This is a genomic window from Blautia sp. MSK.18.38 (assembly GCF_024460535.1).
Taxonomy (GTDB): domain Bacteria; phylum Bacillota; class Clostridia; order Lachnospirales; family Lachnospiraceae; genus Blautia_A; species Blautia_A fusiformis.
This window is the reverse complement of record NZ_JANFYP010000020.1, coordinates 55,086-74,688: the sequence shown is the minus strand read 5'-3', so window position 1 is coordinate 74,688 and position 19,603 is coordinate 55,086. Positions and strand designations below refer to the sequence as shown.

The window sequence follows — 19,603 nt, the reverse complement described above, 5'->3', positions numbered from 1 at the left end:
GGGAAAGAGTAAGGGAAAGTTCACTTGCTACAAACTTAGTATTTTCAAGGGTTTGCGAAGAATTTGATAATCAAATATAACAGTTATTAAATTTCCTAAAATATGTGAAATATCAACTTGAATTAACCGAGCTGATAGTTACCGTTTTCTAACACTCCATTCATCATCTTGAGCTTTTCTTTCAGCATAGTAACCGCAAGGCATATCCTTTAGAATACCAACAGAATTATCTAAGTCGAATACTGATTTTAAGGATACTAACTTTGCTTCGTCTGTTTCATGTGCTTTTCCACATAGAAATTGCCACATTCCATCATCTTCATCATGTGATACATACAAAATAGGTTCTCCATTCTCTAATATGTGGCAACAGGTTATTGTAGCTGTATTTGGTGCATCATAAAATGGGAATTTCATATTTAACACTCCTTTCAAACTTGAATTTTATAACTTATCAATCCCAATATAATATTATCATATGGTCTATCTTCTTGCGGTCAGTCAGCTCTATAATATGAGGATTATTCTCTTCCTGAGCTATAATCCATACTTTATAGTTTCCACATTCATCACTATCTCCAACAAAAGAAATATTACTTGGTTCAGCAACACCACTTTTTTCAATATATCTCTCTATTTGGGAAATAGGTAAAACTGTGTCAATCCAAAGAGCATCGGCGTATGTTGATTTTTCTCCTTTACTATTTGTGATTTCATAGCCATAAGTAGATACATAAATTACACTATCTGAGTCAGCAGACTTAATCTGTGCTACAAAGTTTTGTAAAGGATTAATATCTTCTTCGTCTAAACAAAAGCTATTATAATCCTTACTTTTTTTATCAAAGTAATTATCAAATCCCATCAGAACATCATCATTCAAATCAAATTTTCTTGAATTAAAAACTATTTCTAATATGCCCATATTTTATTCCTCAAATTTCAGTTTGTTTAAGCCTTATGACCGCCGATTTGCTCGTTTCGGTCTTTGGCGGTTGCACCTTCTTCAAGGTTCATTCCCTTCAACACAGCATTCTTGCCAAACTTCTTTTTGATACTCAGCATTGCTTCTTGCATACGCCTTTCTCGTTCTAATTTTTCTTCTTCCTCCGCCTGCTTCTTCCTCTGTGCTTCGTAATCGGTAAAGAGGTCGAGTTGCTGGTATTCATCTTCCTGCTTGACGGATTTTTCATCAACAAGTTTATTCGCTGTGATTGTTATTCTGCGTACAAGCAAATGCTCGTCAACTATCCTGTCATACAAGTCCATCACGGCGTTGGTAATCAATCGAGTAGAGGAAGTCTTTTTCTCAAGATTCGCTGTTCCGTGTGCGTGCTTTGGAACTTTGCGTCCATATCGGTCAATCGTAACCTCGCCTTTGTATTGATATTTTAGGTTCGGATTACTTAAATTCTCAATATCATAGCCGATTGTCAACACAAGCTGGTCAGTTACAAGTCCTTTATCCACCAAATCAAGCACCATTTGGTCGGTCATTTCTTTTACAATCAACTTTGCCTTTTCGTAATCATATGGACAGTGCAACACCTGACCGGAAGATACACTGTTTGTTTCCGGCTTATATGCTTTGACCTGCTCCATTGTGCAAGGCTCATATCCCCAAGCGTGGTCTATGAGCAGTTCCGCATTGATACCGAACAGCTTGTACAGCAATTCCTCGTTATACAGTTCATTCGGCTTTCCGATAGAACATCTTGCAATATCGCCCATTGTATAAAGTCCGTGTTCCTCTAACTTCTTCGCATAACCATTTCCGACTCTCCAGAAATCGGTTATCGGGCGATGACTCCACAATTTCCGGCGATATGACATTTCATCCAATTCAGCTATTCGCACACCGTCCTTATCCGGCTCAATATGCTTTGCCACAATATCCATCGCAATCTTACACAAGTACATATTCGTGCCGATTCCGGCTGTTGCTGTGATTCCAGTCGTTTTCAAAACATCCTGTATCATCGTCATGGTAAGTTCCCTTGCGGTCATCTGATAGGTATTCAGATACTTTGTTGCATCTATAAATACTTCATCAATCGAGTAAGGGAAAATATCTTCCGGAGCAATGTATTTCAAGTAAACACTGTAAATCTTGGTACTGTACTCCAGATAGTATGCCATACGAGGTGGTGCAACGATATAATCAATCTCCAATGCTGGATTCGCATTTAATTCTGTACTGTCATCAGATGAACCAGTAAATGTACGATTTGGTGCTTTCCATCTTCGGTTGTTATTAGCTTCTTTTACCTTTTGCACGACTTCAAACAAGCGTGGTCTGCCGGGTATCCCATAACTTTTTAATGACGGAGATACCGCAAGGCAGATGGTTTTCTCTGTCCTGCTTTTATCTGCAACCACAAGATTTGTTGTCAAAGGGTCACGATTTCGCTCTTTACACTCCACAGAAGCATAGAATGATTTGAGGTCAATTGCGATATAGGTCTTTTGCTTTGCCATCATTCTATGCTCCCTTCTAAAATTCCTTCGAGTAAATTATGCTATCGTTAGTGTCAATCCTCGGTATAAAAACCATCCAATACATATGTTGTGACTGGTGTTATATACAATTCATATTTAATAACCAGTCTGATTAAATCATTTCCGTCAATCAGTGTTATCGGCGTACCTTCTCTCGCAGCCTCTCTTGCCTTATTGGTAAATCGGCTATTAGTAATAAATACTCCATAATCGGCTTGATATTTGTTCATCGCCCCAAGAAATTGATTGATATCCGGCTCACTCACTGGATTTGAATTAAATCTTTTACACTGAATAACCACTCTGGTTGTTCTAAAATCATCGGCATCTACGTGATATCCATAACCATCAATACCACCATCATTTGACACCTGAACGCCTTTGTTGGTAAACTCCACTCCCATCTTTGTAAGAAGTGCTCGTGAAAATTGTTCAAACTTTGCTGGAGACATATTAGCGATTGCACTCTGAAGTTTTACCTTGAAATCATCTAACAATTCGTCATCTGTGGATTCATTCTCCTCGTCTTCAACCTCCAGTGTTTCTACTGGCTTGTTTTTCGATTTGTTCTTAGTCGAATGTTCCTCCCAATAGCTTCGAGCCTTATCCCTTACTTCTGTCTTAACATCAAAATCTGTTAAATCTACATTTGCTCCATCTTGAGTAAGTGTAATCTTTGGATTGAATTTCACATAAGATATGAGTCCGACATAACTAAGCTCTTTAATAGCAAAATTAAACTTAAAATCAAATTTTTTGTACTGATTTCCTGTTTTATTAGATGTATATAGTTTCTGTTCAAATTCAGCAATATGCTCATCTAACTCACTAATTCTGTCTCTAATTTCAGAACGCTCTAACTGTCCACCTGCTTCCTGAAGGACTTGAAGGATTGGTTTAATAAGGTATGATACTTGTTCTTCTGTATTTAAATCGTCATAAAACATATTTACATTTACACCTCTCATTTACTGTGCATACTTCTTGAAATTCTCTGCCTGCTCAAGAACTTCCTTGTAAACATCATCAATGGTTACTGGCGGATAGCCGAACTCATCAAGCAGCAATATCAAATCCACTTGCAAGTTTGCCTTAATATCATCACGGGCAGACCAATCGGTATAGCGTGACTTATCATCAACAATCAACTTTATCCTCTTGGATAGTTCAATCATTTTATCGTCCGGATATTCAAACTCAAACTTCTTGGAAACTGCTTTCAAAATATCATAGAAAGCTTTTTCTTCATAATCTATACCCATATTCTTGAAGGAGTTCTTTTCTGTTTTCAGTTCAGACAACAACTGTGCAAGCTGCTCCGCAACATCATCAAGGACTTCGTTGGCATACGATTCATCACGACGACGGTTATTATACTCATCAACAACTTTCTTGAGTCTGTCTGCAAATTCCACACCCATAATCTTATTGACTTTCTTAAACTCGTCAATCGCCTGAGAAAGAAGTCTTTGAAGTATCTTGATTTTCGTATTCGGCAACTGAATAGCATTTATCTTATCCATATACTCATCGCTGAAAATGTCCACCGATATATGCTTTCCGGTTTCAAATAATTCCTCAATGCCATCAGACTGAATTGCACCCTCAAGCATTTTGCGGACACGAGCGTTCATCTGCTCAATATCCGGTGCATCGCCTTTTGTCAACTTGAAAAGGATAGAACGGACAGCACAATAAAAATGGATATAATCCTTATCTTCATCAGAGAATTTCTCACTTGAACTACAAAGATTAAATGCCTGCTTCATTCTCTTGACTGCTGCCATAAATCTTCTTTCCAGTTCTTCAGACAACTGCACATATTCAACTGCACGATTCAGGCAGGCAAGCTGTTCAGTAGGAGAACCGTTGAAGAAATCACTACTGTTAAAGTTGTGGAACATCTGACCAAGAACTTCTAACTGGTCTTTTACAATCGTGATAGACTGCTCCACACCTTCAAATTCTTCGCTCTCAAAATTCGTATATTTCTTGAGGGCAGTGTTCATGTTTTTTTTGATACCTATGTAGTCAACAATCAAGCCTTTATCCTTGCCCTCGCATACACGATTTACACGGGAAATCGTCTGAATAAGGGTATGCTGCTGAATAGGCTTATCAATGTAAATCGTATCAAGCTCCGGCACATCAAAACCAGTCAGCCACATATCTACAACAATGGCAATCTTAAAGTTTGACTTCGGATTTTTGAACTGACGGTCAAATTCTTTCCTATCCTCTTTTGTGCCAAGCATATCAAAGAGGTCTTTTTCATCATCTTTATTACGAGTCATAACCAACTTAATTTTTTCCATTGGCTTCAACTCTTTTTTATCTTTTTCACTCAGAACAACCCCGTCATCACAAATCTTCTTTTCTGTCCATTCCGGTCTGAGTTCCTTTACTATTTTATAGAAATCGTATGCTATATTTCGGTTGGAACATACAAACATTGCTTTGCCTGCTACAGTTGCACCTTCTGCCACACGGGTTTCATAATGTTTGATAAAGTCCTCCGCAACAGCACGAAGTCTATCAGGGTCGCCAATAATAACTTCCATTTTGGCAACTGCTTTCTGACTTTCTTCTACTTGATGTTCATTTGCCCCCTCAAGTTCACACTGAGCATAATATTCTTCAATCTGTCTTACCTTATCCTGATTGAGCATAACCTTGGCTGCACGACCATCGTAAACAAGATTAACTGTAATACCGTCCTTAACAGCTTCCGTCATTGTATATGCGTCTACAACACCACCAAAGACTTCGATTGTTCCATCAACCGGAGTTCCGGTAAATCCTACATAAGTCGCATTTGGTAAAGAATCGTGCAGATACTTGGCAAAGCCATAGGTTTTCTGAACACCTGACTCTGTAATCTTAACCTTTTGGTCGAGATTGATTTGGCTTCTGTGTGCTTCATCAGAAATACAAATAACGTTCGTTCTGTCTGTAAGAAGCTGCAAATCCTCTGTAAATTTCTGAATGGTAGTCAGATAAACACCGCCACTCTCTCGTCCCTGAAGCTCCTCACGAAGTTTCTCACGGGATTCAATGCTTACAACAGTTTCATCTCCGATATATTTCTTTGAACCGACAAACTGCTTGGAAAGCTGGTCGTCAAGGTCTGTTCTGTCTGTAATAATAAGAATAGTCGGGGAGGAAAAGTATTTGCTTTTCATCAGCATACGGGTAAGGAAAAGCATTGTATAACTCTTGCCGCACCCTGTTGCTCCGAAGTATGTACCACCTTTACCATCTCCTTCTGGGCGAAGATGTGCCTTGATATTCTCATACAATTTATTTGCCGCAAAGAACTGTGGATAACGGCACACTATCTTCAAATCCTTATCTGAGTTATCCGGAAAATAAATAAAATCTTTGATAACTTCAAGCAAACGATCTTTTCGGAAAAGTCCCTTTATCATTGTTACAAGAGAATTGATACCGTCCAGTTCTTTATCGTCTGAGTTTATCTTTCTCCACGCATAGAAGAAATCATACGGGCTGAAGAAAGAACCATATTTATTATTTGCTCCATCACTGATAACAACAAACGCATTGTATTTGAAAATCTCCGGAATATCTCTGCGGTAACGGATTGTAAGCTGCTTATATGCGTCCATTATGGTCGTATTCTCTTGTACCGCACTCTTAAATTCAAGAACAACAACAGGAATACCATTTACGAACACAATGCCATCAGGAATACGCAACTGATTATTTACGCCTTCAATTTCAAACTGATTAACCACTTTGAAAATATTGTTTTCGGGAGTGTCGAAATCAATAAGTTCAATGTAGAGGTCTTTCTGCGTTCTATCCTCACGGTTAAGAATAAATCCATCGCAGAGCAACTTAAATACAGCTTTGTTTGCTTCATAAATCGTACCGGAAATATTACGCAGCATTAGAATGACACTATCCACCTCACTCGGTGTAATACCGTCTTTCGCATAGCGATTATAAAGGTATTGCTTCATGTCGTCCGTAAGCAGAACCTCTGTCCTTTCTCTGTGTATCTGGTCGCCACTGACATAGGTGTAGCCCTCGTCTTTGAACAACTCCATTATTGACATTTCCAATGCGTGTTCATTAAAATTTGCCATTGCGTTCACTCCTTTTTATCAGCATATATCTCTTTCAATATTTGCTTATGTCGCTGTTCCATTTCATAATCCTGATATTTCAGTCCCAATTTGGCAAGCATTAGAGTTCCTTCCATATCATCTATATTTCCATAACTTACTGCACGACTTACTCCAGTCAATGCCCCAAGTATTAGCCTCGTGCAATCAAGAGCAAAATCTATCAACTCCTGAATATCAGGATATGTAACCGGATTTTTATCCCATACTTTTTCTTCTGCTAAAATATGTTTCTCGTCATTATGAGCATATATCTTGTTTCTTTGAACACGAATATTCTCTTGTTTTTTGCTGAGAGAGCAAAAACGCTTTTGATACAATCCTAAAAATTCTGAAAATGTCAGATTAACTTGTATTGGTACTTTTTCAAAATCAGGTGTATCAAATAATTTTAGAATTTCTCTTTGGCTTTTCACTTCATTTTCATAGAAACATTCTTCCGTTGATTTCAAATGATGCTGATATGGAACTTGGAAAGAATATTCTCTACCCTCTTCCTTAATTGTTACTATATCTCTATATTCTGGAAATAAGTCCAAATTATCTCTGCAATACTTTAAGAGCAACCCAACTGAAACAACGTCTTTTGTTTTATCATACAATTTTGCAATTTCCATAAAACAAGCCTTTTGCAACGCCCCATACACTACTTGATAAAAGGCAGGAGAAAGATTCATTTCATCGTTATACTTCTTGCTCATTTCTCTATACTGCATCATAATTGCATAATACGCATTAGCGTCAAATGCACTTTGATATAAATCCTCTGCAAGTTTGATTAACTTTTCTTTATCCATTTTTCACACTCCTTGCAGTAAATGATAATTTAGTAGCTTGATAATTTGGTTAAAAGTGTATCTTTCATATCACAAAGCATTCGTATTTCATTTGTATTAGAAAAAATTAAAGCATAAATTTTGGTGGCTATTTCCCCAAACCTTTCAAGTTCCTCATCTGAAGGTACAGGAATTTCAAACCTTTCAAGTTCTTGTTTATTTATTGCTTCACGAGTCGAACCGGATTGACCAATACCAAGTAATTTTGCTTTATTTTCAGATGTACATAAAGTACACATTATATAATAGCTCATATTTTTACCTTTATATGGTCGGATAATCATTACATGTTGGTTGACTCTGGCGGGCAGAACATCATCAGGAACTACACAACATCGGGTAACTGATACTCCAGTTATATTAAATAATACATCTGCCTGTTGTATTTCCACATTTGCCAACGCATTTGCTTGAATTTGAGAGATATGAGCCAACTCCGGATACGAAAAGAAATAGTCAAAAACATTCATACTACGGATTAGCGATATTCCTTTATCAAAATATGCAGCTTTTCCACCTTTAGGAGTTGCACCACTACCTATTTTGGAACATAAATCTGCAAGAGGTTTTGTTATATATGTGTTTTGTGATTCCAAAAACATTTTTTTATATATAATCTGTAAAGTTGCAACTAAATTATCATTTATCTTCTGTTTCAAAGCTATTCTATCGGTTATTGTCTTGTAGGCTTTCACGATTTTTCTCTGCTTTTCAATATCTGGTACTGGAAGTTCCACCTTACACATTTCCTCCCAATCCATTACTTCACGTACACTGCCGTGCGATTTAAAACGAGCATATCTATCAAATTCAGGGCGGCTAAACCACAACATTAAATATTCCGGCAAAAGTTTCTCTGTATCTATCACCTCAAATACTGTATAAACATTGCTTACAAGCCCTTCTTCATAATCTTCAAGCAATGCAATAGCGATTTTATCTCCTCTACGAGAGGTATCTGGTATATATGTGAATTGTCCTTTTTTAACTATCTTATACTTTGTAAAATCTGTCCCAACAGTATTTGCAATAGACTGAATAAACTGCTTTTGTACAGAAACACCTAAGAGATTTTCTTTTTTTCCTTCCTTATTGCGAATATCTACCTGTCGTATATATTCCCCAAGAAATCTGTATCCTTCTTTCATTCCTACCACCTTAACCAATGTATTTTCTATGAGCAATTTTCACATTACTCTGCTTAACCATTGCATATTGCAATGTAGTATCTATTCTTTTATGTCCCAAGAGCTGCTGAAGCTGCTCTATTGGCATTCCTTTGTCTATTGCCATTGTCGCAAGTGTTCGCCTGAATTTATGAGGGTGTACCTTATTTAGTCCCAATCGTTTTCCAAGCTGTCGTAATCTCACTTCAATACCTCCGATATTCATTCGATTATACGGAAATTGTAATGATACAAAAAGTGCCGGATTATCGTCCTTTCGGCTATTCAAGTAGTTCTGCAAATGTATTTTTGTTCTTGCATCAAAATAAACTATTCGCTCTTTATCCCCTTTACCGAAAACAACACATTCTCTTTCGTTAAAATCTATATCCTCACGATTTAGCAACACCATTTCTCCGACACGCATACCCGTTGAGGCAAGCATATCAATCATTGCCAAGTCCCTGAGTTCCTTGCAATTATCCCTCATCAATTCAAGTGCTTCATCAGAGTAGGTTTCTTTAATGTTCGTTCCGGTCTTAACCTTATGTATTCGCCTGACCGGACTTTTCAAAATATAATCCTCGTCCTCAAGCCAAGAGAAAAAACTGGAAAGTATTCGTCTTATATTATCTATCGTAACCTTACTTGATTTTTTCTTAGCCTGATACTCGGTCAAATAGCAACGAATATCGTCGGTCACAATATATTTGATACCCTTTCCAATGCCATCAAGCATCGATTGTATCGTTGCATTATAGTATTTCAAGGTTTTCTCCGAACAGCCTTCAATACGCTTTGCCGATAGGAAAGATTCTACTAAATTCTGTTCTGAAAGTTCCTTATCTCTTTCTGTCTTTGTTACCTCATAATCAAAAAGTGTATGCTGCAACACCTCTTGCAATCTTTCTGTCTGTGCGTTATTCAGGTAAGGTAACATTCCTTGAATAACATCTGTAATTAGGTTCTTTTTCATAGTCAATTCTCCTTTTGTTTTTTAAGAGAACGACTACCAGTGGCAGTCCCTTGTTTTAACTCCCGCCACTGATGGGAGTTCTATTGTAAATGATAATTTAGAAGAAACTGCTCAATCATTGTTTCAGGAGCAATTTGCAGCTTTTTATAATGAAAATGAACTACCAGATGGTTACAGTATTGCTACATTAGATAGTCTTTGTTCAATTAAAGGTGGGAAACGACTCCCTGCCGATGGCGAACTGCTTGATACTCCAACCGCACACCCATATATCCGTGTGCGTGATTTGGGAAGCAATCGGTATGTGTATCTGACCAATCAATTTCAATATATTGATGAAGAAACACATTCTGCTATATCACGGTATATTGTCAATACTAACGATATTGTTATTTCTATCGTTGGAACTATTGGCTTGATAGGAAAAATACATACTTCGCTCAACAATGCAAACCTTACTGAAAACTGCGTTAAACTGGCTAATATTCATACGGTTACCCCTGATTATCTTTACTATACTCTTTGCTATAAAAAGCAAATAAAAGAGATTGAATTATTAACAGTTGGTGCAGTTCAATCTAAGTTACCGATGTACAATATACAGTCAATGAAAATCCTCGTACCCCCAGCAGAAGTTATAGAGGACTTTCAACATAAATTCGATATATTTAATGAGCAAATCGAAGCAAATACTATCGAAATTCAAAGACTTTATGAATTGCAATCTGTTTTATTGGCAAAGCTGGCATATTAAGCCGCTAAATTATCATTTATCTTCTGTTTAGTTTCTATTCTTTCGTTCAAAACCTTATAAGCATTTACAACAAGCTGTTGAAAATCCATTGGTGGAATTTCAAATGGGACTGCACACATATCCTCCCAGTTAAAGAATTCCGTGGCACTACCAGTTGACTTATATCGAGCATATCTATCAAATTCGTCCCTACAAAAGAACATGTACAAATAATCTGGCAGCAATTTATCAAGATATTCCTGCTTAACTCTAAATGCGACATAATCATTCGTAAAAATATACTCTCTATCGGTATTATTGTACGCCATACCGATTTTTTCTCCATTGCGAGTTGTACGTCTATTAAATACAAACTCCTGCGGTCTTAAAACAATGAATTTCTCATAAGTACGTCCAATTAAGTTTGCCCTTGTTTGCATCATCTGCTTTGTATTAGAACAACCTCGAACATCTTCAATACCATATTTCAAATCAGAGTTTGTTCTGGATACCATTTCAATATATTGTCCTAACTGATTATAATTCGATTTCATATCCCAACTCCTTAAATACAGCAAGCAAATCTGATTTGGATTTTTCCTCTTGAACAAGAAGTTCTTTGAGTTCTCCCTGCAACGACTTCATTTTTGTATCAAAGTCGATGTTCTCATCACGATTGACAAACTCAATATATCTGCTCGGTACAAGAGTAAATCCTTTTTCCTTTACTTCATCAAAAGAAGCAGAATAGCAAAACTCCGGCACATTCTCATAAGTTTCCTCATAGCCTTCCTGCTGCCAGTTATGATATACACTTGTAACTTTAGCTCTATCTTCCTCTGTCAATTCAATGTACTTCTTCTCATAAGGACTGCCCATCTGTCGTAAATCCATAAAGAGTATTTCATCTTCTCGGTTACGATAGCGTTTGAGCTTTCCGTTCTGTTCCACAACACGAGCCTTTTTATTCTTATTGAGTACCCAAAGGGTAACGCTGATGTCTGTGGTATAGAAAAGGTTTCTCGGAAGAATAATAATCGCTTCTACCAAGTGATTTTCTATAAGCTGCTGTCTGATTTTCAGCTCTGTGCCATCATCGGATAATGCTCCATTAGCAAGCAGGAAACCTGCCACACCGTTTTGTGAAAGTTTGGAAACAATATTCAGTATCCAACCATAGTTTGCATTACTTGTCGGCGGAACTTCATAGCCGTTCCAACGAGGGTCATCTACAAGCTCATTTTCGGCTCTCCACTGCTTCTGATTGAAAGGTGGATTTGCCATAATGAAATCTGCTTTAAGGTCTTTGTGTTGGTCGTTGGTAAATGTATTGGCTGCCATCTCTCCAAGATTTGCAGAAATACCACGGATAGCCAAATTCATTTTTGCCAGTTTGAAAGTGGTATTTGTGTATTCCTGACCGTAAATAGACACTTTCTTTTTATTACCGCTATGTGCTTCTACGAACTTGATAGACTGCACAAACATGCCGCCCGAACCGCAACAAGGGTCATAAAGTATTCCATCGTAAGGCTCAAGCATTTCGGCAATCAGATTTACAATACACTTTGGTGTGTAGAACTCTCCTTTACCTTTTCCTTCTGCAAGAGCAAACTTACTAAGGAAATACTCATATACACGACCTATAATGTCGTTCTCTTTATCATCTGTATTGATACGATTGATTTCATCAAGCAAAGAAGCCAACTTTGCCGTATCAATATGTAAGCGGGAGTAATAATTATCCGGCAAAGCACCTTTCAGTGCCGGGTTGTTCTTTTCAATCGTATAAAGTGCTGTATCTATCTTTAGGGCAATATCGTCCTGCTTTGCATTTTCAATAATGTACTTCCAACGGCTTTCTTCAGGAAGATAGAATACATTTTCCTGAGTATAAAACGGCTTCATATCCGCATACTTTTCGCCGTGTGTAGAAATAATCTTATTACGGCATTCCTCAAACTTGTCACTGGCAAATTTAAGGAAGAATAAACTCAGAACAACGTGCTTATACTCCGCAGGCTCAACAGAACCTCTCAGTTTATCAGCACTTTTCCAAAGTGCTTCTTCCATTGATATTTCTTTCTTTGGTTTAGCAGCCCTTGCCATCTATAATTACCTCCGTGTTTTAATCTTCGTCTAAAATAACTTCGCATATATCTCCAATGTCACAATGAAACACCTGACATATCCTCATCAGTACTTCAAGAGATACTGGCTCATTCTTATTTATCTTCGTTGCAGCGTATGATGTAATTTCGGCTGCACGCATTAAATCCTGTCTTTTCATTTGATTGTCAATCATAAGTTTTTGAAGTTTGTTATAGCATATCTTCATCAGTAACACCTCTTCATCTTATAATTCTTCTTCGTTACAGTTAGTCATTTAACATTATATATTAAATTTTCAGGCATTTCAAGATTTCAGGCAGAAATGTAACCTTTCAGACACTAAGGTGTCACTTTTTGCAAACACCTAATGCAACTCTTCTAAAGAATAATAAAAATGAGATGCCGAAGCACCTCAATTATACATTCTATTATTAACATTCAATGCAATCATTGCTATGACCTTTTCTATCGGCGGCTCTTTTCCGTCCGGTGCAACTGCTTTCCAAAAAGCGATTGCTTCCGGTTCAGCACTTTTCATTGCTTCCCGAATGGCAAACTGCATTTCCTCTTTTACTGCTTTTTCGGTTGTTCCATTTTCCTTTGCTATTTGTCTGAAAATGTCGTTCACTTCTACTTCCTCCTATGTCTATTAGTATGTGTCTATCACTGACAGTTGTTGTTATAGCATATTCTCTCTGTCGAAGTCCCGAAAAATTTGTCGATAGCAGAAATTTTTTATACTGAAAAAAAGAAAGCTCGTCGATTAGGACGAACTTCTGTGTTTTATGGAAGTATTTGCTTTGACTGCTTCACAAGTGTATCTATGACTTCATAAATTCTGTTTCTATCTTCAGGAACAAGTTTTTCAAGCTTCTCATTCAGCATTGAGTTCTTGACTGTATATCCCGTTTCCAGAACATCTGTAAGAACCATATCCGATGATACACCTAAAGCATTTACTATCTTTATGAAAGTTTCGAGTGACGGAATTTTCTCTCCACGCTCAACCATACCAATATAATTTGTTGTCAAATCTGTTTTCTCAGCCAAATCTTCTTGGCGTAATTTCCTCGCAAGTCGGAACTTTCTTATATTCTTGCCGATTGTATCGAGCTTCATCACATCACCTCCCTTAGTGTGTTTCCATAACTAATAGTATAGGTTAAGTCGATTTCAAATCACACGCACCCAAAGGAAGTCAAACCAACTATTAGTGATGATTACCAACTATTTTTATGTTATACTATAAAAGTAGTAATTCACGATTGTTAATGGCGAAAGACAACTCACAACCCAAGAGCCAAGTCAAACAATCTCCAAAAAGAAACTTAGGGGTAAAAAGGAATGGACGAACAAAAGATAATATTCAGTAATCGGTTTGAAAAAGAGAAATTTGAGGATTACAAAACAGATTTGGGAACTGGCAACACAATCACTCCTGACTTTACGGAAGCTGATGATTTTTTGAAATTCATACAGAAGAACCGCAGAAGTGTTCCAAGTAAAGAACGAATTGCTGATAAGGACAAATTCATAAAGACCGTTTACGAGTTATCCAACAGCTTTGAAATTGACGCTGACCTGATAGAATTTGCCGAGGGATATATCGCCAACATCTATGTAGATTATGCCTGCTACACTGGATATATCAAGAAGCTGTTAGCAATTCTTTTTATCCTTGCCGATGATATTTCCTTTTTAGGCGGCAGTAAAGAAAATGCCGATATGCTTTTCAGCTTCACTTATCATACACACCATATTTTCCTGAATAACAGAGAAACAACCGATTTCTCATAATGTACCTGATGGCTACTCAACTGAGCAGCCATCTTTTCGATTTTCCAGACACCGTCTGGAATTTTTAATACGCCGGAATACCGTATCCATAGATATTGCTGCTTCCGACTGCGTACTGTCTTTGCTTGCAGGCGTCGCCTGAGTTACCCTCTACGGTATAAACTGTGCCGTTCTCACACTTCTCTACGATACCAACGTGGTCTGTTGTACCGTCGCCTTCCCAATCGAAGAAGATAATATCTCCTGCCTTTGGTTCATAAGTGCGGTCTTGCCATTTTCCATTTGACTTAAACCAGTTTGCACCGTCCACACAACCTGCAAATTTCGGAACAAGTCCACTTTCAATATATCCGCATTGGTCAGCACACCAAGATACGAAGCAGGCACACCATTCCACTCGGCTGTTAAAGCCATACCAGCTCCAGTAAGGTTGTCCGCCCTGATTGCCTACCTGCGTCAAGGCAACCTCAACAATCGCCTGATTACCTCCGGCAGTAAAGGCTCGCCCATACGGATAGTATCTCAGAACGTGAGCCGGATATTGGGTATCTCCATAACTGTCCCAACCAAGCCTTTGTGCCTGCTGAGTGGAAAACTCCACTGCATTGGCATAAGAATAACCGCCATACTTTGTTTTTGCCCAAGAAATATACCCATTACCGAAGTTGTAGCCTTGCAAGGCAAGTTTGATATGCTCCATATCTATCGGACTTTCCACTTCTGCCGAAGTAAGAGCCGCTTTCAATTCCTGAACACCACATTGGATAGAATATTCAGGGTCTTTAATTCCATTAGGTTCGTGCGGATACCTTGTATTGAAACTTCCTTCTGCTGCCTGCATAGGGTCAAGTCCTCTGCCACCGCTTTCCTGCATCATAACCGCCTTGATAAGTTCTACATACTCAGGAATGCCGTACTCTTTGGCATACTTCTGTATGATGGGTTCATAGGCTTCTACCTCTGCACTTACCGGAGTATAGGAATTACTGTCACTTCCTCCTCCAAACATTGCTACGGCAGCACCAAACAATACGACAATCATAATAATCAACATCGCTATCCAACCGCCTGCTGCGATTGCTGCTACAAGTGCTTTTGTCCCTGCAATAATCGCTTTGACTGTCGCAACGGTAGCTTTCGCTGTCGCTTTGACGGTATCTGCTGTGGCTTTCGCCGCTTTCTTTGCCGTCTGAGCTGCTTTCTGTGTTGCTTTGGCTGTTGTTTTTGCTGTTTTCTGTGCTATAATGGCAGCTTCTTTTGTGGTCTTAATAGAAGTCTTTGCCGTTTGTTCTGCGGTCTTGACCGACCTTTGAACAGTATTGGTCGCACCTTTCGATACGGTCTTGACTGTCGTATTTCCTGCCGACCTTGCAGACTGTTTAATTGTTTTCTCCGTACGCTCCAGAGTTCGGATGCTCTGTTTTCCGACAGGATTGACCGATTGTTTCTGAAGCTGTTTCTCTGCACGCTTGGTCTTGAAATTCTCAATTCCCGTTTTGGCTTTCTGATAATTCTGTCTTGTTTCACGCACACCCCATCTGCCGACTTTATCCGCACGGTATGCTGTTTCGTGAACAGTCCTATCCGTTGCCGCTTCGATTTTATCGGAAGCATATTCCTCTGCGGAATTTTCCGAAGCATTGGTGGAATGTTCTGCCTTATCTTTCGTCATCACATAGGCTTTCTTCATTCGCTCCGTGGCAACTGCTGCCTTATTTATGGTCTTGATTGTACCTTTGCTTGTATCTCTTGTTTTTATATCAGCCATCGGTTTCCTCCTTTCTCGAAAAATAATAGAGAGTGGGGTTTAATCCACTCTCTTAGCGACAACAACAAGCCTGCCATTGTTTCTTGAATATTCACAAGTAGAAAGAGAAATCAGCTTGTCGCCATACTCTGCCGATACTCCGGTATCATACAAAGAAAGTTCCTTGCACTTAGCAACATACGCATCAAACTCTGCCGCATTTTCTGCGTCCGTAAACTCATAATACTTAAAGCTGTCGGAGCTGTTTGTATAAACAACCGTCTTAAAGACTGCAATCACTTCATACTGGTGTCTGTCCGTCAGTGTATCAAAAGTAATAGTCTTATGTTCTTCCCAAAAGCTCTTGTTTCTGTACTTCATCAGTCCCGTAAACATAGAACCGTCATTCATGTGGTGTCCGTAAATAATGATGTTGTCTGAAGGTTTCTGCACATCACAATTTTCCTGCACATACGGGCAGCCATAAGCGGAATAGGTCTTATCAAACTTGTGCTTCAGGTAGAAGTTCGGCTCATTTACAGACTGTACGACCGGATAATTGATATTGGTATCTTCAACCTTTATCCAACCCACCATATCCTCATTCTGCCGATAAAGTTCAAGATATTCAGCAAGATAGTCCTTATCTTCCGAAAACATCACGCCCTCATTTTCCTTTGGCGGCTCGTCCTCCACAATCTCCGCAAGGTTATCATAGACTTCATTCTGCTTGGCAGAGTCAATGTGATTACGAATAATAAAGAAGGTGCTTACAGACAACATTACCGTAAGCACCACCGCAATAATAATATAGATTTTTCTGCTCATATCCTCTTACCTTTCCATATCGTTTCTCTTAGGCGGGGTTAAATCCCTGCAATACTCCGGATACCTCAACTTGATACCCTCCATAAAGTACGGTGCATATCCGCAACAGAACAGTTCCTCCGGTGTATAGAGGTTTTCCCTGCCTTCTTCCGTAAATCCATTCCAGAGATTAAAGGCAAGGTGGCAGACTTTGACTGTGCCACTTGTCTGCCAACCTCCGTGCATACCTTCCGGTATGATACAGTCCCTCTTAAAATCAAACATCTTTCCGATGTTCATTCTCGTTTCTTCTGAAATGCCCATCACATAGAAAAATGCTCTGTGATAGCAGTCGTTGACTTTGCACTTATCCAGATTTTCCAATACAAAATCTCTGTGTGCAGCATTGCGAAATTGAATCTTAGACATTTTAAATTCCTCCTTACGCTTCGCCTGGTTTGGTTGTCATCAGTTTATAAAGTTTCGTGTTCTTAGGAAATTTGTTTGCAAACGGTACAAGTGAACTTCCCACCTTGATAAGTCCGTGTCCTGCTTCCACATTCGTGATATAGGACATCTGAAGGTCGGAAATATTCAGAAGTTTTGCAAGCTCAAGCCTGTCTGTGGAAGCCTGATTCAGCATAATGATAAACTCTGAGTTTGCAAGCATTGTTCTCGCTGTGTGGCTCTGCAAAAGGTCATCGACGTTCTGGGTAATTCCACTTGCGTATGCACCGTATTTTCTCACACGCTTCCACAAGGTAAAGAGGAAGTTTGCAGAATATTCGTGCTGGAACAGAAGATAAATCTCATCAATGAAGATAAAGGTATTCTTACCCTTTGCACGGTTCTGTGTGATACGGTTCAGGATAGAGTCAAGGACAACAAGCATACCTATCGGCATAAGCTGTTTACCCAAGTCAAGAATGTCATAGCAGATAAGGCGGTTATTGGTATCCACATTCGTCTGCTTTGCAAAAGTGTTCAGAGAACCATGCGTAAAAAGCTCAATAGCAAGTGCCAGTTCCTTTGCTTCCGGTTCGTCCTGCTGCAAAAGTTCTGCCCTGAAATCCTGCAAGGTCGGTATATGTCCCTGATAGTCATTCTGCTGATAACTGCGGTACACACTTGCCGTACAACGGTCAATGATAGACTTCTGCTTCGCTCCGAGATTTGTTCCGCCGATAAGCTGTTCACAAAGGGACATAATAAACTCAGATTTCAAAATGACAGGGTTTGCACCGTCGCCGTAATCCTTATTCATATCCATTGCATTGATGTGATTGTCAGAAGTAGCAGAAATATTGATTACTTCTCCACCCATCGCATTGACAAGCTGTGAATACTCTCGCTCAGGGTCAATAATAATAATATCTGCATCCGAAGAAAGCACCTGATTGATGATTTCTCCCTTTGCTGCAAACGACTTACCACCACCGGATACACCGAGAATAAAGGAGTTACCATTCAAAAGCTGCTTACGGTCTGCGATAATCATATTTTTGCTGATAACATTCTGACCGTAATAGATACCGTTCTCGTGGAAAATATCCTGCACCCTGAATGGGATAAATACCGAAAGGCTCTCTGTGGTAAGTGTTCTGAACGCATCAATCTTTCTCGTTCCAAACGGCATTACCGTATTGAGTCCGTCTACCTGCTGAAATCTCAGCGTTGCGAACTGGCAAAGATGTTTTCTTGCTGTGGTAAGCAATGCTTCCGTATCATTCTCAAGCTGCTCCTTACTGTCTGCTGTAATAACCATCGTGATAACAGCGAACATCATTCTCTGGTCACGGGTTGTAAGGTCATCGAGGAACTCTTTCATTTCTTTCTTCTGCTGCTCCATATCATACGGAACAGTTGCAGAGAAGTTATTATTGGCATTCTGCCTACGCTGCCAGTTCGTGATATTGGTTTCCACACCAAGCAAACGGTTCTCTGCTTCTTTTACTGCTTCATCAGTTGGAACGGGAACAATATCAATGGACATCATCAGATTTCTGTTCATATCCGTAAGTTCCGCTACCATACTGTCTTTGATATAGGACGCATATTCACGAAGAAAAAGGACTCTTCCATAACGGTTTCCCATCTTGAAATAGTCCTTTTCAAATTCCATTGTGTCAGGGCAGATATAATCCTTAAAATCGTGTCCCTTTTTTCTTGTTTCCTTAATATCAAAATGGAAAGAGCTTTCCTCTCCCACACGATAAAAGTCGTGAAAAATACGAAGTCTTTCGTCTGTTTCCAGTTCCACACATTTACTTCCGAGCCTGCCGAAGTGAGCAATCAAATCTGCACCGACACGGGCAAAATAAGTTCTTGCGTCCTCCACACTCTTTTTGTTGATGGAAATGGTAATATACTTATCCTGAACAATGGAGTTTGCACCCGTTGCCTTATCAAGAAGCATTTTATTGTATTCCTCTCGATATTCGTCCAGATTATCTCCGGTTGTCGGAATAAGAATTGTCTGCTCAAAATCCAGTCTGTTGAGCCGACGATTATTGATTGTGATTTTTGTCGTTGCACCACTGTCAAGGGAGTTCAGAAGTTCGGAATATTCAAGGAACATCGCTTCCTTATCCTCACGACTTGCCACTGCATAGTTAATATCCGTAAAGCGATAAGTCTTTGAATATTTATCCTTTCCCACTTTGAAAATGCCATCATCAAAGATAGCCACTACGGGAATCACGTCCTGCACACCTTTCGGTACAACAAATTTTTCTTTGTCCTGCTTAAACAGGTTTGTAAGAGTCTTAATCATAAAAACTCA

At 38.9% G+C, this 19,603-nt stretch carries 19 protein-coding genes; 2 read left to right on the top strand and 17 right to left on the bottom strand.

Annotated elements, in window-relative coordinates:
- Positions 1 to 138: 138 nt before the first annotated feature.
- Genes NE638_RS12865 through xerA form a run of 8 tightly spaced genes read right to left on the bottom strand, consistent with a single transcriptional unit; the run spans position 139 to position 9,625 of the window.
- A complete protein-coding gene (locus NE638_RS12865) occupies positions 139 to 417 on the bottom strand; it encodes a hypothetical protein (RefSeq protein ID WP_005342358.1) in 279 nt (92 codons plus the stop codon).
- A gap of 37 nt (positions 418 to 454) precedes the next feature.
- The gene (locus NE638_RS12860; protein ID WP_015530037.1) at positions 455 to 925 is read right to left on the bottom strand and encodes a hypothetical protein; all 471 of its coding nucleotides are present in this window, start codon (positions 923 to 925) and stop codon (positions 455 to 457) included.
- A gap of 26 nt (positions 926 to 951) precedes the next feature.
- Complete coding sequence (locus NE638_RS12855) at positions 952 to 2,478, bottom strand: Y-family DNA polymerase (RefSeq protein WP_173746323.1); 1,527 nt, start codon at positions 2,476 to 2,478, stop codon at positions 952 to 954.
- 53 nt (positions 2,479 to 2,531) lie between these two features.
- Positions 2,532 to 3,467, bottom strand: coding sequence for an Mrr restriction system protein (locus tag NE638_RS12850; protein ID WP_015530035.1), 936 nt, complete (start codon positions 3,465 to 3,467; stop codon positions 2,532 to 2,534).
- Entirely contained in the window at positions 3,468 to 6,608 is a 3,141-nt protein-coding gene (locus tag NE638_RS12845; RefSeq protein ID WP_173746320.1) for a type I restriction endonuclease subunit R, read from the bottom strand.
- Between the two features lie 5 nt (positions 6,609 to 6,613).
- Positions 6,614 to 7,444, bottom strand: a complete 831-nt coding sequence (locus NE638_RS12840; RefSeq protein ID WP_117460450.1) for an AbiU2 domain-containing protein — start codon at positions 7,442 to 7,444, stop codon at positions 6,614 to 6,616.
- Between the two features lie 29 nt (positions 7,445 to 7,473).
- Positions 7,474 to 8,631 carry a restriction endonuclease subunit S gene (locus NE638_RS12835; protein ID WP_081031054.1) on the bottom strand — a complete coding sequence of 386 codons (1,158 nt, stop codon included), beginning with the start codon at positions 8,629 to 8,631 and terminating at the stop codon, positions 7,474 to 7,476.
- A gap of 10 nt (positions 8,632 to 8,641) precedes the next feature.
- Positions 8,642 to 9,625 (bottom strand): site-specific tyrosine recombinase/integron integrase, encoded by a 984-nt coding sequence (xerA, locus tag NE638_RS12830; RefSeq protein ID WP_055161155.1) that lies wholly within the window; start codon positions 9,623 to 9,625, stop codon positions 8,642 to 8,644.
- Positions 9,626 to 9,743: 118 nt separating this feature from the next.
- Here xerA and NE638_RS12825 point away from each other — a divergent pair, with 118 nt between their 5' ends.
- Positions 9,744 to 10,379: a restriction endonuclease subunit S gene (locus NE638_RS12825; RefSeq protein WP_173746318.1), complete on the top strand. Its 636-nt coding sequence runs from the start codon at positions 9,744 to 9,746 to the stop codon at positions 10,377 to 10,379.
- Here the strand turns inward: NE638_RS12825 and NE638_RS12820 are convergent.
- The 5 genes from NE638_RS12820 to NE638_RS12800 form a co-directional block, all read right to left on the bottom strand.
- The gene (locus NE638_RS12820; protein ID WP_173746316.1) at positions 10,376 to 10,912 is read right to left on the bottom strand and encodes a restriction endonuclease subunit S; all 537 of its coding nucleotides are present in this window, start codon (positions 10,910 to 10,912) and stop codon (positions 10,376 to 10,378) included. The genes NE638_RS12825 and NE638_RS12820 overlap by 4 nt on opposite strands.
- On the bottom strand, positions 10,896 to 12,467 hold the full coding sequence (locus tag NE638_RS12815; RefSeq protein ID WP_117460453.1) for a type I restriction-modification system subunit M: 1,572 nt from the start codon (positions 12,465 to 12,467) through the stop codon (positions 10,896 to 10,898). Before NE638_RS12815 ends, NE638_RS12820 begins: the two co-directional genes overlap by 17 nt.
- Before the next feature lie 19 nt (positions 12,468 to 12,486).
- Positions 12,487 to 12,696: a helix-turn-helix domain-containing protein gene (locus NE638_RS12810; RefSeq protein ID WP_002587820.1), complete on the bottom strand. Its 210-nt coding sequence runs from the start codon at positions 12,694 to 12,696 to the stop codon at positions 12,487 to 12,489.
- Between the two features lie 186 nt (positions 12,697 to 12,882).
- Complete coding sequence (locus NE638_RS12805) at positions 12,883 to 13,098, bottom strand: hypothetical protein (protein WP_002594687.1); 216 nt, start codon at positions 13,096 to 13,098, stop codon at positions 12,883 to 12,885.
- Between the two features lie 155 nt (positions 13,099 to 13,253).
- Entirely contained in the window at positions 13,254 to 13,589 is a 336-nt protein-coding gene (locus NE638_RS12800) for a helix-turn-helix domain-containing protein (protein WP_055215124.1), read from the bottom strand.
- A 225-nt stretch (positions 13,590 to 13,814) separates the two neighbouring features.
- Here NE638_RS12800 and NE638_RS12795 point away from each other — a divergent pair, with 225 nt between their 5' ends.
- Entirely contained in the window at positions 13,815 to 14,267 is a 453-nt protein-coding gene (locus NE638_RS12795) for a hypothetical protein (RefSeq protein WP_173746314.1), read from the top strand.
- Between the two features lie 64 nt (positions 14,268 to 14,331).
- Here NE638_RS12795 and NE638_RS12790 read toward each other — a convergent pair whose 3' ends face one another.
- The 4 genes from NE638_RS12790 to NE638_RS12775 are packed head-to-tail and all read right to left on the bottom strand — an operon-like array spanning position 14,332 to position 19,594.
- Complete coding sequence (locus NE638_RS12790) at positions 14,332 to 16,035, bottom strand: lysozyme family protein (protein WP_173746312.1); 1,704 nt, start codon at positions 16,033 to 16,035, stop codon at positions 14,332 to 14,334.
- Between the two features lie 39 nt (positions 16,036 to 16,074).
- Positions 16,075 to 16,842, bottom strand: coding sequence for a class B sortase (gene srtB / locus NE638_RS12785; RefSeq protein ID WP_002594683.1), 768 nt, complete (start codon positions 16,840 to 16,842; stop codon positions 16,075 to 16,077).
- Positions 16,843 to 16,848: 6 nt separating this feature from the next.
- Positions 16,849 to 17,250, bottom strand: a complete 402-nt coding sequence (locus NE638_RS12780; protein WP_002594682.1) for a DUF6075 family protein — start codon at positions 17,248 to 17,250, stop codon at positions 16,849 to 16,851.
- A gap of 13 nt (positions 17,251 to 17,263) precedes the next feature.
- Positions 17,264 to 19,594 carry a VirB4-like conjugal transfer ATPase, CD1110 family gene (locus tag NE638_RS12775; RefSeq protein WP_002594681.1) on the bottom strand — a complete coding sequence of 777 codons (2,331 nt, stop codon included), beginning with the start codon at positions 19,592 to 19,594 and terminating at the stop codon, positions 17,264 to 17,266.
- Positions 19,595 to 19,603: the final 9 nt, after the last annotated feature.

Coding starts and splice junctions, on each gene's coding strand:
- NE638_RS12860 (WP_015530037.1), bottom strand. CDS start 925: ATGGGCATATTAGAAATAGTTTTTAATTCAAGAAAATTTGATTTGAAT.
- NE638_RS12820 (WP_173746316.1), bottom strand. CDS start 10,912: ATGAAATCGAATTATAATCAGTTAGGACAATATATTGAAATGGTATCC.
- NE638_RS12780 (WP_002594682.1), bottom strand. CDS start 17,250: ATGTCTAAGATTCAATTTCGCAATGCTGCACACAGAGATTTTGTATTG.
- NE638_RS12865 (WP_005342358.1), bottom strand. CDS start 417: ATGAAATTCCCATTTTATGATGCACCAAATACAGCTACAATAACCTGT.
- NE638_RS12850 (WP_015530035.1), bottom strand. CDS start 3,467: ATGAGAGGTGTAAATGTAAATATGTTTTATGACGATTTAAATACAGAA.
- NE638_RS12800 (WP_055215124.1), bottom strand. CDS start 13,589: ATGAAGCTCGATACAATCGGCAAGAATATAAGAAAGTTCCGACTTGCG.
- xerA (WP_055161155.1), bottom strand. CDS start 9,625: ATGAAAAAGAACCTAATTACAGATGTTATTCAAGGAATGTTACCTTAC.
- NE638_RS12790 (WP_173746312.1), bottom strand. CDS start 16,035: ATGGCTGATATAAAAACAAGAGATACAAGCAAAGGTACAATCAAGACC.
- NE638_RS12840 (WP_117460450.1), bottom strand. CDS start 7,444: ATGGATAAAGAAAAGTTAATCAAACTTGCAGAGGATTTATATCAAAGT.
- NE638_RS12815 (WP_117460453.1), bottom strand. CDS start 12,467: ATGGCAAGGGCTGCTAAACCAAAGAAAGAAATATCAATGGAAGAAGCA.
- NE638_RS12855 (WP_173746323.1), bottom strand. CDS start 2,478: ATGGCAAAGCAAAAGACCTATATCGCAATTGACCTCAAATCATTCTAT.
- NE638_RS12845 (WP_173746320.1), bottom strand. CDS start 6,608: ATGGCAAATTTTAATGAACACGCATTGGAAATGTCAATAATGGAGTTG.
- NE638_RS12795 (WP_173746314.1), top strand. CDS start 13,815: ATGGACGAACAAAAGATAATATTCAGTAATCGGTTTGAAAAAGAGAAA.
- NE638_RS12810 (WP_002587820.1), bottom strand. CDS start 12,696: ATGAAGATATGCTATAACAAACTTCAAAAACTTATGATTGACAATCAA.
- NE638_RS12775 (WP_002594681.1), bottom strand. CDS start 19,594: ATGATTAAGACTCTTACAAACCTGTTTAAGCAGGACAAAGAAAAATTT.
- srtB (WP_002594683.1), bottom strand. CDS start 16,842: ATGAGCAGAAAAATCTATATTATTATTGCGGTGGTGCTTACGGTAATG.
- NE638_RS12835 (WP_081031054.1), bottom strand. CDS start 8,631: ATGAAAGAAGGATACAGATTTCTTGGGGAATATATACGACAGGTAGAT.